Source organism: Ohtaekwangia kribbensis (genome assembly GCF_042676245.1).
Taxonomy (GTDB): domain Bacteria; phylum Bacteroidota; class Bacteroidia; order Cytophagales; family Cyclobacteriaceae; genus Ohtaekwangia; species Ohtaekwangia kribbensis.
In genome coordinates this window covers 838484-853282 of the sequence record NZ_JBHTKA010000007.1, presented here as the reverse complement: position 1 = coordinate 853282, position 14799 = coordinate 838484, and the positions used below count along the sequence as shown (strand labels likewise).

Below are 14799 nucleotides of genomic sequence, written 5' to 3'. Positions count from 1 at the left end.
AGCGTTACTTCAGAATGGTGATGGGAGAACGATCCGTGAGATAAGCACTGCCGGAAACGATGAGTGCTTCAGCATCTTCAAGTCCTTTGCTGATGCGTATAGTCGTACCGTTGAATGATTCGATGAGCACAGGTTGCTTGCGGGCGGTTTTACGGTCGGAAGTAATGAATACGAAACCTTCGTTATCATTTGCATCCAGTACAGCTTCGTAGGGAACACTCCATGAGGTCAGTGTATTTCCGGTCGTTACAACAGCAGATCCAAACATCCCGGTAGCGAGGCGCGCACCGTTGTTCTTCAGTTGAAGTTCCATTGTAAATGTACCGGTCAGCGCATCCGATGTCTCCGACTTTCTGGTTACTTCTCCTTCGAATGTCTTGTCCGCGAATGCGTCTATATGTACTTCTGCTTTATCGTGAAGACTTACGGCACTCCATTGCTTGTCGCTTACATTTACTTTTAAGATCCAGTTTCCAGTAGCCGCACCGTTGGTTACCAGTATAGGGTCGCCAATGCTTACTACCTGACCAGCATTTACAAATTTACGTAGCACGTAACCGCTCTCCGGTGCATGTATCTGGGCGAAGCTTCGGTTAAACGTTGCTGCCTGCAATTGTTCTTTTGCTACAGCAAGGGCTGTTTCTGTGTTCTGTAATTGCTCAAGCGTAGCAACACTATCGCGATACAGATTCGTGATCCGCTTGAAATCGCGTTGCGCCTTTTCATAATTATGTTGCGCCTGTGCCACTTGTGCGTTGATCTCGGTAAGATTCAGCGTTGCCAGCAATTGTCCTTTCTTTACTTTGTCTCCTTCTTTTACCAGTACCGTATTGATGACACCACCGATCTTGAAAGCCAGTACAGTCTCATCGTCAGTAGTAACTTGTCCGGAAGTATGGATCACGCGTGTATCTGAAGACTTCTGGAGCGACATTACTTTTACCGGTATAGGTTCCGTTGCAGAAGGTATAGCAGTTTCTTTGCCTTTGCTATCGGTACAAGCTTGCAGTACCAGCATGAGCAGGGTGATAACCAACACAGTTATCGAAAAATGTTTTGTGAAATTTTTCATGAGTATAGATAATTATTGAGGAAGTATATAGGATGCTGTTTCGCGTTCGAGTTTCGCTTCAGCCGTTAGCATTTCGAACTGGCGAAGGTTTAGTTGCAACTGCGATGATGTCAGTTGATTGCGTGCGTCCAGGAATTCAATCAGCGAATTAACACCTTGCTGATATCCTTTATCGATGAGGTTGAAATAACTCTGTGCCGATTTAAGTTGCTCCTGTGCCGCCTGGTAATTCTGCACGGTAGTGTGTAAATCGTTTCGTGCTACCGATGCCGCGAGTTGTACCTGGCGCGTAGTGTTCTGTAAATTGAATTCGGTCTTTTGAACTTCAAGGCGCGTATGGCGAATCGTCATATTGTTCCGGAAACCCTGAAACAACGGTAGGGCTAGCTGCACACCTACGAGGTAATACCGCGAGTCGCTGTTGAATTTCCAATCAGACTCCTGCGAACCGAGATCCAGAAATGCATTTACTTTCGGCATGCGGTTAAGTTTGTTCATACGCAATGTTGAAAGGTTTATTTCACGCGCTGTCTGGAGCAGCTGCAATTCTTCACGCTTGTGAAACGATGTTGTTGTAGTATCAGGTGTTGGGACGGATGCGAGATTAGTAACATTTGTCTCAATATTACTTTCGAGATCTTTATTCAGTAAAAAGTTAAAATACTTTTGAGCATTCACCGCTTTGTTCTGCGCACTGTTCAATTCAGACCGGACGCGCTCTGCTTCACTCTTCGAGCGGAGATAGTTTGCCGGTAAACTTCTTCCATTGCGCAGCAGCGACTCGTTCACTTCTACGTTTTTATTTACCAGTGTCAGACCACTTTCATAAATCTTTACCGCAGCAACAGCCGAGAGGTAGTTGAAGTAAGCCGCTTTGATATCGAGTACGAGATCGCGTTTATATATCTCCACTTCATACTCTTTCAACATGACCTGCTGCGACTGTATCGTACGATTAAGGTATAGATCGGTGTTGATGATCGGAACAGACGTACGCACCCGTGCATCATAAAAGTTATGCGGAAAGAAATTCTGCTTGACGTTCTCTACCTGCGGGAACGCATCGCTTTGCGTCATTTGATTCAGCGAAGTATATACCGGGTTGAGCAGGTCACCGATCGGTATACTTATACTTCTACCTCCTTCACCGGAAGTATAATCGGTTAATAATGTAACCGATGGAAGAAAATAACTGCGGGCAATCCGTAAAGATTGTTGTGCCTGCTGCAGCGAGAGGTTCTTTTGCTGCAACACCAGGTTGCTTTTCAGGCCTTCCTGCACATAATTCTCCAGCACGGGTTGTGCATAAAGAACAGCCGTGAGCAGTACGAGCAGAGCTACTGCGGAAAGCTTTCGGGGGATGTTTTCAAGGAAAAAAGATTTCATTGATATTTTAGTTTACACTGTTAAGTCGAAAAGCAAAAAAATTTATTGTAGGGATTTTGGATGCATACGCTCCAATATTTGAATAATTGTATCGCAGGCTTTGGTAGCGAGATTCTCGCGATTCAGCTCGCTTACCACATCACAACGGTTTCGTATCTCCAGCGAGCAGACACCGTGCACCATGGACCACACGGTGAAGGCCAATATTTCAGGATCCATTCCCGTAAAGTAGCCTTTCTGTATGCATTCTTTGATTGTATTAATAAGGAATCCAAAGGCGCGCATCCCTTCCTCCCACTTGGCATCGTCCTCTTTCTTTAAGGCATTGATCGGGGAGCGTATGATGAACATCAAATCGTAAAATTCTCCATTCTCAATAGCGAAATTAATATAGGCACGCGAGATTGCCTTGAGACGTTCGAACGGGTCAGCGACATGTTCAAGCGCTCTGAAATACTGGTTGATAAGTCTAAATCCTTCCAGGTGAAGCGCGTGAAAAATATCATCTTTATCCTTGAAGTAAAGATAGATGGTTGTGGGCGAATACTCAATCCGCTCCGCGATGTTACGAATTGATGTCTGTTCAAAACCGTGCTCCATGAACAGTTCCTTCGCAGTCTGAAGAATTTTGGTTCTCAGCTCCTCTTTTTGCCGTTCTTTTCTGGATGCAATGGTCATACGTTCTGCAAAGATAACAAACTTAACGGTGTTAAGTAAATTAATGTTTCGCAGGTTTAGACCTTTTTTCTGAAAAAATTAATGCTCGATGTTCAGCATCGGTGTTTTAAACCGGGGATTTTACGGATGGTACTGCTTTTTCCTTCACTGCCGTGGCTGCCCCGATCCGTATCCGGAGGAGCGATGCGATCGACACGATGAATACAACTCCGCCTACCATCATCACTGTATAATTTGTACCTGAGGCGCAGCCAAGCGCAAATATACCGAGACCGACAAAGGAGGAAGCGATCACGATAACACTCACACCGAAACGATTCTGTCGCGCGGCTTCCTGATGATCATGCTGGTGCGCATGACCGGTACGGGAAGCTTTACGGATATGTTCTTCCAGTACGAGCGCTCCCGGGTCAACCTGATTACGGCTTCTATAATATACTTCAAACAGTCCGAGTAACACCAGTGGTATACCTACGCCCATCACAGTTTCAACGGTCCGGCTCAGCTTGATGTGAACGATAACCGGGACGATCACCTTGAAGAACAGATTTACCGACAAGGCCACCACCGTTGTTGTGATAACCGAAATTGTAGTCAGATGTTTTGAGAACAGCGACCAGATCATCGGTGCAAACAAAGCACCTCCGGCTATAGCGGCAATACTGAGTACAACTTCTACTATACCACCGGCCAGCGGCACGAGCATGGCCACTACAATGGTACCCGCACCAAACAACAACGTAAAAATGCGTGCGATCAATACCAATGTTTTATCGGACGCTGCCGGATGAATAATTTTCTTGTATACATCATTCGCGAAAACAACTGCCGCCAAATTTATCGTAGTGTTCGCTTTACTGGATGTTGCCGAGATCATTCCCGACAATACAAGTCCTATCAACCCTGCTGGTAATATTTTCTGACATAGCATCATATACGCGCCTTCCGGTTCTAGTCCCTGTAAGCCCGGATTGATTACGCGATAGATCATCGGTGGCAACATCCAGATAACCGGACTTACTAAATATAGTATACAAAAAAGGTACGCTACCTTTTTCGCGTTGCGCTCGCTGGATACACTGGTATAACGTTGCACATAAGCCCAGTTGCCGCCTATATATACCGTCTGGTAGCCAATGAACGCAAGCATGAACCCTGCCGTATAGTCATTGCTGAAAGGCTCAAAGAAATCAGCAGGTGCTTTTTGTACAAAGCTTTGAAATCCTCCCACATCACCCAGCGCGGCCGGTATAACAATGAGCACGGCCGCCATCAGGATAATGAATTGTACCACATCGGTTACGAGCACCGCCCACAATCCTCCCGCTGCAGTATACAGTACAATGATGATACCGATGATGATGATACAGGTATTCAACGACAATGGTGTCGCTACGTAGACCATCTTCCCTACCGGGTACAATACTGCACTTGTATTTACCAGGCTCAGGACTAGAATGAGATAGGTATAAAATTGCTGTGCCCGTGTACCGAAACGAAGCCCTATATATTCAGCGGCCGTACGTGTGCCGGTGCGTTTCCAGCGGGCTGCTATAAACATCGCTGTAAGCAAACCACTGATAGCCATGGTCAACTGGATCACGTTAGCGGCCAAACCATGCTTATAGGCGATCGAACCCCACACCACAAATGTACCCGCTGAAAAATAACTGATGAATAACGACAGTCCGTTAATCCACCACGGTGTCTCACCACCGGCTTCAAAAAATGCCTGGCTATTCTTGCTGCCTACACGCGTAAAAGCCAGTCCGATTGCAAAGATCAGCAACGCGAAAACAGCCATCACCACAAAGTCCAATTGCGCCATATTGATTTTAAGATTGGAAAATTAGAAGATTAGAAGATTCTGAATGAAATATACCTTATTCGAGCCTTAGTTTTAGAACTGTAATTCCGTAGGGGCTTAGCTGGAACTTTGTCCGTTGGTTCAGGGTGGCGGGTGTTCCGGTTTGCAAGTCTGTGGCGTCTTTGATCTGCAGACCTGTTTTGAGCTTCGTGACGTCTACCCCTACCGTTGTTGTTACTTTGCGACCGATGTCGTTCATCATTATAATGAACAGACTTTTGTGGTCTACTGAAAGTGCAGTCAGTGTTTCAATGTTTGGATTGTCGGATACTACCAGTCCGTCACGGATGATGAGATTGGCCGGATCGGTATATATCTTGCCGGGAGCAAAACCGTATGATTGATGCGGGCCTACTTTCGGAGTAACAAACCCTCTCGGAAAATCTATTTCACCATTCGAACGAAGTTCCGCCTCTGCCAACAGGTAATCGGTGATCCAACCGATCTGCCACCACGCATGATGCGGATATGGGCCTGCTCCATTGCTCATCGCATTCCAGTAATACGATGCTACATGCGTTGCCTGATCAACAAATGCATCGCGACCTATAGCGGCTGAACGCGCCATGGCCAGAAACAATGAATCATCCGTTAACTGGTATATACGCACAAACAATCCTGCATGACTCGCCAGTTGTATAGGGCCATGACGTTGTGCCGATCCCATAATACCACCGTGCTCAAAGCTCAACCCGGATTGTGTTATCTCCCAGTCTTTACGCTCAACATTCTTTACTGTCTTAATTTTTTCACTGGCCACCGGGTGAGTATAGATGGATGTAGTATAAAAACGCACTGCTTCAAGGGCTGCATCTTTATACTTCGTATCACCGGTAACTTCGTATAAGTCAAGCAACGCCTGGGCTATCTGCGCGGTGGCAAAATCAGGAGCATAGCGTGCATCACCGCATACACCTATAAAGTGACCTTGCTTTACTCCCTTCTCAATTAACCAATCCGCTCCTTTACGAGCGGCATCGAGGTAACGCTGCTCCTTGAAGATACGATGCGCTACCAGTAAACCGTAAAAGGTAGGCCGGAGATCTTTTATATCGGTAAAGATCGGTTGCTCGGTATGACGATCGTATGCCACTTCCCAGCTTCCATCCGGCTTCTGCCATTGCAATAACAATTCCGCTCCCAGACGCAACCGTTGCTGAAGTTCTTTATTATCAGGCTCAAACAAGAGTATATTTCCGTCATCGAGCATAGTATAGTATGTGAGACTCACCGGCTCTACAAACTCTCCCCACTCTTCTACAAACTTCTTGCGCTTGGCCAGGTAATATTGTCCTATAGCAGCACCGCGGAAAAAGCCTGGCTCCGTTTGCTGCTGCACCAGCTTAAAGTTTAATGCATACGGCAATACCTGCTTCTTTAATATAGGATCATCCGTTGCATTGGCAAGCATCCACATCGCTCCGTAATCTGAATTTTTCATCGCATCACCGGAAGAACCGACAACACCTCCGAGATACGATTGCCCTCCTATCTTTTTACCTTCGAATGACTCTATATTCCAGAGTGATGTCTTACTGTCGGTGAGATAATGTCTCATGGCATGAATGCGGTTGATGAGCGATTCCTTATTCTCCCGTAATGCGAGTTGCTCATCAAAGTGGTAACTATCGTTTATAGTATGCTTCAGATTTTTATACCAATCGCCTTTCGTAACACTAAACCTGAACTCGTATTGCAATGTATCTCCTGCTTTAAGTTTGGATAAAGGTTCTCCCAGCACCGGGTAGTATAGTGTCGGTGATATTGCGCCTTTCCGATTCATGTGCGATAAGCCAAGCTTCCACTCCTCGTGTGTTTTATGATCGCTCTCCCAGGGATCACGCGCAACACCCGGAGCTGGTGAAACTGAAACGGTAATACCATTTTTTGAAGTGACTATCGGTGATAGTGTACTCGCACAACGCTCGGGGTATACGACAGGAAGGTTGGGAATGCCTTGTCCATACGCATAAGCCAGTACAAAATTATCTTGCAACTGACTGCCCTGGAAATATCCGGGCACTGTAGCCCATGCGACTTCTTCGATTGGTATCGTTGTTAAGGAAGGTGTAGCAAGTGAGTAATATCCATCCTGTTTGGCTATCAGACGTTGTGTTACCACGATATCTGATGTATATACCGGGTCGAGTTTCCATGACGCTGTTATGGATGCCACCGGTAGTTCTTTGCTAAAGTATATTTCACTTTCACTTGCTCTATCAACGGCCGGATAAAAATGAAAAGCTTCACCTGCAGTATTGAGTGTTACAGGAGATGTAGAACGTTTCCAATGGTCAATCTGGTATTTGAAGATCGGCTCCGGAAACGATACGCCCGTAACGGTTTTAAATATAGTCGGTATACTATCGGGTTTACCCTGGCTGTACAACAAGGTATATTCTCCGGAAGGCGTAACCCGTGACGATTGATTTGAATCTGTTTGTACAATGATCTCGCTAATCTTCGCTTCATCTCCCCCTGACCATTTAATGGTTAACTGGTCGTTCTGAAGCTGAACGGGTTGCTGGCAGCTTATAACTAATACCGCATAGCCTGCCATTACGATGGTACATATAGATCTTCTCACAGTCATTTTTCTTTAGGAAGTATAACATTGAATTTCAAATACAGATGCCGGAATGTTCGTGGATGGATGACTTACTTCCAGCGTTAATTTGCGTGTATGTACTGCGTTGTTTAACGTGATGCGATTTATAGTCTGGTAATTATCATCTTTGCGGAATACGATATTACCCTGCTCATCACGCAACGTGAATCTACGAATACAAAAAGGCATTACCGATTCCGGATGTCCCATTAGCACAGTCTCCATCGGGTGATCAAAATCTGTATCAAACTTGATCACGATTTCACAGATCATGACGGCTTCTTTCCAGGTAAGTTCAATGCTGGGCGCAGTATCTTTCAAGTCAGCCACCCAGGCGTTGGGCTGCTTCACCGGGCGATCTATACCATTGCGGATATTCTCTGCCTGAAAGCACGCTAACCCCGGATTGATCTTTAATGCTACGTTATGTCCTTCCGGTCTGCGTTGCGGACACCAGAATTCAAAAGCGTCAACTCCTATATCCGGTGGTGGCATTTGCTTTCCATAATTCGAAACGGCTTCGTTAATGTGATTGAATACAGAAAGTATACCCGTAATGCGGAGCTGAGAAAAGTTCAGGTATATATCCGGATTCTTCCGGAACACGATAAAGACATAGGTCTTTTCAGCCAGTATCGTTTTGAACGTAAGCGGTACACAGTTCTTTCCCGGTTTCAACGGCACCGGTACTGTTTCCAACAATACATCCGGAGTAAAATTACCAGGTTGGTGACTGATATATAGTTCCGCTTCCAGGATTGTATCAACCTCCGTTACAGCATGCAAGTTAAGATCAGGAACCCTGCCTTTGTCCAGAGGCAAAAGCTGGGCTACGGCCGGATCAAGTTTTTTCAACATCCCTGCCTCCGGCAACTCTGTTAATGTTAATTCACTGGATGCCCGAATCGATGCAGTACGAACCAGGTCCTTCGTATTTGAAAATTGTACACCGGGAATATAGTGCCCTATAGAAGCCAGTCGTTGCTGTAGTTCTGGAATATAGTTCTGCTTTATAATCTCACGCGGCTGTACGTTTTTTTCGATGCAAAGCGCAGCAGCCATTCCGATCGCTTGTCCGCCATACGCGCTTGTTCCCATCACACGCGTGGAGCCAAACGCTACGTGGCTCACGCTGATGATGCGCCCTGCCAGAAAAAGATTGTTGATATTCCTGCTATAGTAGCAGCGGTACGGTATCGGGTATATACCTTTACTGTGCCATTGGTTACAGCCCGGCTTTTCGCTGAAGACACCATCAGCCGGGTGAAGGTCAATCGACCATCCTCCAAAAGCAACTGCATCACTATGCGCACGCTGTGAAACAATGTCCTGCTGGTGCAATATATAGTCGCCCTCGAATCTGCGGCTCTCCCGTTTACCCGGAATTGTCCCAACCCACTCGAGCGTCAGGTTCCGCGCCTCCGGAAATTTACCGGAGTTCTTGATATAGTTCCAGACGCCATATACAACTTTCCAAAGTTCCCATTTGATCATTTCAGTGTCATGCACCGTATCGAGACGTCCGCCATATTCAATCCACCACAGCTGGCAGCCCTGTTCTTTCGCGGAAAACTTTTTATACTTCGGTATTTTAGTGATATCGTCCAGCGCATACGAGGGCGGCACAAACGAAACAGGCGTCCCTATGTCTTTCGTATAAAAATATATCGAGTGTCCCAACAACTCGCCATACTCGGCTGAAGGTGCGAACAACTCACCAAACTCCTCCTTTGACTCCGCTCCCATTCGGAAAGCTGCACCTGACAAAAAACCAACCACGCCATCACCAGATGCATCGCAGAACAACGGTGCGGCTATACTATAATCCGTTGCATTCTGACTACAGTAGGCGCGTACCGATGCAATGGTGTCTGCATCTTTCTTGTGTACTTCCATTACCGTAGTATTGAGCAACAATGTGATGTTCGGCTCGCTGACTACTTTGTCGAGTAACACGGTATCAAAAATAACAGCGTTGCCTTCCTTGTTACGATACATATTCTCCACCAGGAGCTCATCCACCACGCCACCTTCGCGCGCCCAGCGATTATTGTTCCCCATGTGCGAAGTCGCTCCCAACACCCAAAGCCGCACTTCACTAGAAGAATTACCCCCGAGCACCGGCCTGTCTTGCACGAGTACAACTTTCAATCCTGCACGTGCTGCCGTTATAGCACAACATGTACCGGATAAGCCTCCACCGATCACCACCAGGTCAGCCTGTATATCTTTGCGGAGAAACGACCGCGATAAAGCTTGTTCAGATTTTAGCATTCTATTTTTTATTTAACGTTATACCATCCCACACATCCGTTCGAAAGGACATTGCCGGAAATCCATCTATACTATATAAGTTAGCTCCGTTGCTTTCCACCGGACTGCCTGCCCAGCCGTAACGAACGGCCACGGGATCTTGTACTTCTTTACTATATACATATACTGTGTTATCACCACGAATAACGGCATCAGCCCATACAAATTTTTGATCAGTACCCGCGATGGAAAATCCTTTCAACTGCGTACCACGAACCTGTAAACCGTTGGTGTTGGTAAAGTATATAATGACTGTGTCTCCCTTTATTTCGCAGGATTGATAGCGTGGCGAAGTATATAGATCGCTTCTTCCGTAGGCAACTTTCAACGCTTCCAGTGCTAACCGTTTTCCAACAACCTGCTTTTGTGTAGGGTGTACATCATACGGGTCGCCAACGTCATGGCTAACCGCCATTGCTGTATTGGGAAGTGTCAGTGCCATAGCCTGTGCCTCGCGTAACTCTGCCCACGTGTTGTCAACAGGTTGCTCGGTAAGTTTACCATGCGCGGATGTTTGCACAATGAGGAAAGGAACATCGCCTTGCTGAAACTGCGCGCGCCAGTCCGTTATCATCAGCGGTAATAAACTCCTGTATTGGTAGGCTCGTCCTGCATTGCTCTCGCCCTGATACCAGGTAAACCCTTTTATACCAAGGCCGGTAAACGGTGCGATCATTCCGTTGTAGAGTACACTTACCTGTGATGCTACCGGAGACAGTACTGGCTTGGCAGGATATTCTTTTAAAGGCAATCCGAATCTGTACGCCCACGCGCCTTCCAACGGTATGGCTATCGCATCATCCGACTGGATCAATTCATACAACCTCAGATCAGCAGGATCATGTGTGCGGAAAAGACCGTTACCCGGCTGATGATCAAGACGCATCACAATCGTATTTTCACCCGGCTTTAAAATCACCTTCGGCACTATATATATTCTTCGTGCCGGTGCCCACGTAATATTTCTTCCGATCTCGATGCCGTTGCAGTATGTTATGTCATAATCATTTAGCGTTTCGAGATTCAGCACGAGGTCGCGCGAGACTATATCTTTCGTAAGCCGGAAAGTCTTTCGAAGCCAGATCGATCCGGAGTAATGAACAAATACATGATCTCCTCCGAAATCGGGAGCTATGAATTCTGTCCATTGACTATCGGCATCTTTTATACTATACCAGGCCTCGGTAAAGCCACGATCACGTTTTTGCAGGTCTTGCCAATATTGTGTATTTACATGCGTGTTTCTCTTTTCAAGCGTTTCTACAGATCGTTGCTGCTTCACGGCCAGGCGGAAGGTATCTACCTTGCCACGAAAGTCCGGGTGTTTGGACAAAGCGTCACCGCTTGTCCACGCCTCGATGGAGGTACCTCCCCAGGAGCTATGAATTATACCGATCGGTACATTTAATTGCTGGTATAACTCCCGGGCAAAAAAGTATCCTACGGCTGTAAATGCTGCTGCTTGCTGTGGCGTGCATACCTGCCACGAAGCCGGTGCAGTGTCACGCAACGGTGAAGACGCTACGTTTCTCTCCACTGTAAACGAACGTATCTCCGGGTAGCTCGCATGGCGTAACTCATACGATGCATTGAATGTCTTCAGCATCGGCCATTCCATGTTTGATTGTCCGGAGCATATCCACACATCTCCCAGGAGTATATTTGTAAATGTAAATGAACTATCGGCATGTACCGTAAATGTATAGGGCCCGCCCGCTTCCATGGCCGGATATAGCACGCGCCATTGTCCATTGGCATCAGCTTTTACTTTTTGCTTCCTGCCGTTGAACGTCACCGCGAAGGAGGCTTTTGCCGGTGCTGATCCCCAGAATGCAACAGGCTTCTGTCGCTGCAATACCATGTTGCTGCTGAAGAATGCAGGCATGGTAATGCGCTGTGCGTATGTACCACCCGTTGTAACGATGATCAGAAAAGATAATATGACGATTATCCTGAGCATCTTCTTATGGATTTACGGACTTCTTAAAAATTACAAAACCTCCGGGCTTCTGAAGCTCCAGCATGACGGCCTCGTTTGCAGATGATACGGGTATATCAAATGACTTTTGCTCGCCCGGTTTTAATATATCGATGCCATACTCTTTACCGCTTACAATCAATTTATACTTTCGCAAGGTATAGCTCGGAAAATCCTTTCGTGCCGTTACCTGAACAGTGATGTTGTTACCCTTACGAGACGCAGTTACTACTGCCGGAGAAAACTCTTCCTGCCAGGTGAGATACATACCACGCAATTCGCGCTCGGGAGAAACAAGCCCCCACGGACGATAGCCATTGGCATTTGTGCCCGGAAAGGAACTCTCGTAGTCATTGAATGTCCAGACGGATGCACCGATCAGGTAATCACACTTCCTGAAATCTTCAACGGCTTTTTTCAAATGCTCTACACGCTCCTCTTCGCTTTTTACACCGTCTGTTCGCAAACCAAATTCACTTATATATATCGGTTTGTCCGGATATAGTTCATGCACATGCTGCAAGAGCTTGAGGTGTCCACCATATATATTGGCGCTTACAAAATCTACATACTGCGATGCTTCGTCCTCCGGTTTCTTAATGATGTCGCGGAAGACAAACATGCTGGCGAACGTAACGAGGCGTGTAGGGTCAATGGACTTGGTATAGGCATACATATCTTTTGTCCATGCTTTACCTGCATCGGTATTTGAAGGGTATTCATTTCCAACGCTCCACGCGATAACAGAAGGATGATTCCAATCGCGCTCTACCATCTCACGCATCTGTGCCTGGAATTTTTTTTGCATTGTCGGGTCAGACATCTGCTGCGGAGTCATTTGCCAGTTACCAGCTTCACCAATGATCAGCAGTCCATGACGATCGGCCCAGTCAAGTAAAGCGGGAGACACGGGATAGTGACTGATGCGTGACAGCTCCATGCTTCCGTTCTTGATGAGTGTAAGATCTTTCTCCAGAACAGCCTCGGGATCCATCGAACCATGTCCGGGAAAATCCAGCGGACGATTACAACCTCCCATGCGGATAGGCTCTCCGTTGAGCAACAGACTGGTACCTTTGATTTCGATTTTGCGTATACCGAATGTTGTGCGAACGGTGTCGTTTCCAACAATGGATTCTGCCTGGTATATATTCGGTTCATCCTGGTTCCACAGCTTTACATCTTTTGCCGCGAGTGTACCATCCAGCGTAATGACACCCTTTGCTCCACCTGCCACGTCCTGGCCTGCAACTTTAAACTTGGCAGGAATACGCTTACCTTCCTGATAGATATTAACCTTTACTTCACCCTTCGCTATATTTTTTGACGCTGCGTTGTGAAGGTATATATCGAGTTTAACAGAGGCTGTTTTCTTCACGAGATCAGGTGTAGCAACAATACGTACGTTCTGTTGATAAGCCGCGGGCCGTATAATCAATTTGACCACACGATTTATACCGCCATAGTTGATCCACGGGAATAGTTGACCTGTACTGGTAGATTCAGGATCAGGCCTTGTCTTGGCCCCCGGTATAGTTGTTGTGTCCCACGCATTGTTTACACGCAGTGCAAAAATATTTTCATTGGCGAGTAATTCGGTGATATCAAATTCGAACGGAGTATATCCGCCCTCGTGCTCACCTACGCTATTGCCATTGAGCCAAAGGTGTGCCTTATAGAAGACAGCTTCAAACCGAATGAAAGCGCGATAACCTTCCGGCACATCTACCTTACTGATCTTTTTATTATACCATGCGGTACCGGTATAATAGTGATAACGCTTGTCGATGGTATAGCAATGCGGCACGGTAACTTTATCCCACCGGCTCGGTTTGAAGTCGGCAGCAAACCACTTGTGCTTCTCCCCTATATCTACCGGATCCAGCGCAAAAGACCATTCACCGTGTAGTGGTGTTTCGCGTACTATACCTTGCCCTAACGTGGTACTTGCATTGAACCACCACACGATACCTGCTACTAAACTATATATCCTCAATCTCATCATTTGTTATACTTAATCTGTTTGTCTACTTGTTTACTGATTACCGTGGCAATGGCACTGCCGATCGCGTTCAGTCCTTCCTGGTTATAGTGGATTGCATCTTTCATCCATCCCTTTTCTATAAATACGTTGGTATCACGGTATACTATATAAGTGTCTGGAATTTCAGTAGCTACTCGTTCCTGCTGAGCACGCACGCAATCAAAACCATAATTGGCGTGATCTTTATAATAGCCTGTCAGCACAATATAGAAAGGTACTTGCCAGGACAATGCTTTTCTGAACCGTATAATCACATCCTGTAGTGCCTGCTTATACTCCTCCGGTGTAAGTTGCTGCGTATTGATCGCGTTGGCATCGCGCTCACCCTGCAACCAGATTATTCCGCTTAACGGAAGCTTTGTCTTTTTACATGCACCATTCACTTTTTCGAGCGTTCCGTTGAACAAGGGTAATCTACCAGTAGCTGACCATGTCCCATAATTCTCGAGCTCTGCTTTCGCATGACAGGAACTCCCTCCACGTGCTGCGGATATAATAATAACTTTACTCCCCGTAAGTTGATTATATACCGAGGCGAAGGCAGGTACTATACTTCCGGTTCGCGCTCTTTCAAAGTTCAGTTCGCTATAACCGGTGGGGTCTTGCAGCGAGAAAAGAGAATCTGCTGTTACACTGTACTCATACGCGGTGCCGGGCTTACATCGTATGGATGTATTTGCATCGCCCTGCCCTACTGCGTTACTCTGCCCGGCAATTAAAAACAGTTGTTGCTGTTGCGCTTGTGTAACCATGACAATAAGCAGCAACATGGTAAGCAGGAAGCCTGAACGTTCAGCCATCCCTACTATATTTCCTGTTACCATGCCTTTACCTTGCTGCTTCATTTATATCA

Annotated in this window: 9 protein-coding genes; all 9 read right to left on the bottom strand. The window is 46.4% G+C overall.

Annotated features, from left to right (window positions below):
* Positions 1-4 precede the first annotated feature (4 nt).
* Positions 5-1072 (bottom strand): efflux RND transporter periplasmic adaptor subunit, encoded by a 1068-nt coding sequence (locus ACFQ21_RS18715; RefSeq protein ID WP_377581021.1) that lies wholly within the window; start codon positions 1070-1072, stop codon positions 5-7.
* Positions 1073-1084: 12 nt separating this feature from the next.
* On the bottom strand, positions 1085-2458 hold the full coding sequence (locus tag ACFQ21_RS18710) for a TolC family protein (RefSeq protein ID WP_377581018.1): 1374 nt from the start codon (positions 2456-2458) through the stop codon (positions 1085-1087).
* A 42-nt stretch (positions 2459-2500) separates the two neighbouring features.
* Positions 2501-3136, bottom strand: coding sequence for a TetR/AcrR family transcriptional regulator (locus ACFQ21_RS18705; protein ID WP_377581016.1), 636 nt, complete (start codon positions 3134-3136; stop codon positions 2501-2503).
* Between the two features lie 106 nt (positions 3137-3242).
* The gene (locus ACFQ21_RS18700) at positions 3243-4964 is read right to left on the bottom strand and encodes a sodium:solute symporter family protein (RefSeq protein ID WP_377581014.1); all 1722 of its coding nucleotides are present in this window, start codon (positions 4962-4964) and stop codon (positions 3243-3245) included.
* 55 nt (positions 4965-5019) lie between these two features.
* Positions 5020-7590 carry a glycerophosphoryl diester phosphodiesterase gene (locus ACFQ21_RS18695; protein ID WP_377581011.1) on the bottom strand — a complete coding sequence of 857 codons (2571 nt, stop codon included), beginning with the start codon at positions 7588-7590 and terminating at the stop codon, positions 5020-5022.
* Between the two features lie 12 nt (positions 7591-7602).
* A complete protein-coding gene (locus ACFQ21_RS18690) occupies positions 7603-9885 on the bottom strand; it encodes an FAD-dependent oxidoreductase (RefSeq protein ID WP_377581008.1) in 2283 nt (760 codons plus the stop codon).
* Position 9886: 1 nt separating this feature from the next.
* On the bottom strand, positions 9887-11884 hold the full coding sequence (locus ACFQ21_RS18685) for a sialate O-acetylesterase (protein ID WP_377581006.1): 1998 nt from the start codon (positions 11882-11884) through the stop codon (positions 9887-9889).
* Between the two features lie 4 nt (positions 11885-11888).
* Positions 11889-13907, bottom strand: coding sequence for a glycoside hydrolase family 2 protein (locus ACFQ21_RS18680; RefSeq protein WP_377581003.1), 2019 nt, complete (start codon positions 13905-13907; stop codon positions 11889-11891).
* Entirely contained in the window at positions 13904-14791 is an 888-nt protein-coding gene (locus tag ACFQ21_RS18675; RefSeq protein ID WP_377581000.1) for a sialate O-acetylesterase, read from the bottom strand. Before ACFQ21_RS18675 ends, ACFQ21_RS18680 begins: the two co-directional genes overlap by 4 nt.
* Positions 14792-14799 lie beyond the last annotated feature (8 nt).

Bases quoted from the DNA above. Each gene is read 5' to 3' on its own strand.
- ACFQ21_RS18715 (WP_377581021.1), bottom strand. From the start codon at position 1,072: ATGAAAAATTTCACAAAACATTTTTCGATAACTGTGTTGGTTATCACC.
- ACFQ21_RS18710 (WP_377581018.1), bottom strand. From the start codon at position 2,458: ATGAAATCTTTTTTCCTTGAAAACATCCCCCGAAAGCTTTCCGCAGTA.
- ACFQ21_RS18705 (WP_377581016.1), bottom strand. From the start codon at position 3,136: ATGACCATTGCATCCAGAAAAGAACGGCAAAAAGAGGAGCTGAGAACC.
- ACFQ21_RS18700 (WP_377581014.1), bottom strand. From the start codon at position 4,964: ATGGCGCAATTGGACTTTGTGGTGATGGCTGTTTTCGCGTTGCTGATC.
- ACFQ21_RS18690 (WP_377581008.1), bottom strand. From the start codon at position 9,885: ATGCTAAAATCTGAACAAGCTTTATCGCGGTCGTTTCTCCGCAAAGAT.
- ACFQ21_RS18685 (WP_377581006.1), bottom strand. From the start codon at position 11,884: ATGCTCAGGATAATCGTCATATTATCTTTTCTGATCATCGTTACAACG.
- ACFQ21_RS18680 (WP_377581003.1), bottom strand. From the start codon at position 13,907: ATGATGAGATTGAGGATATATAGTTTAGTAGCAGGTATCGTGTGGTGG.
- ACFQ21_RS18675 (WP_377581000.1), bottom strand. From the start codon at position 14,791: ATGAAGCAGCAAGGTAAAGGCATGGTAACAGGAAATATAGTAGGGATG.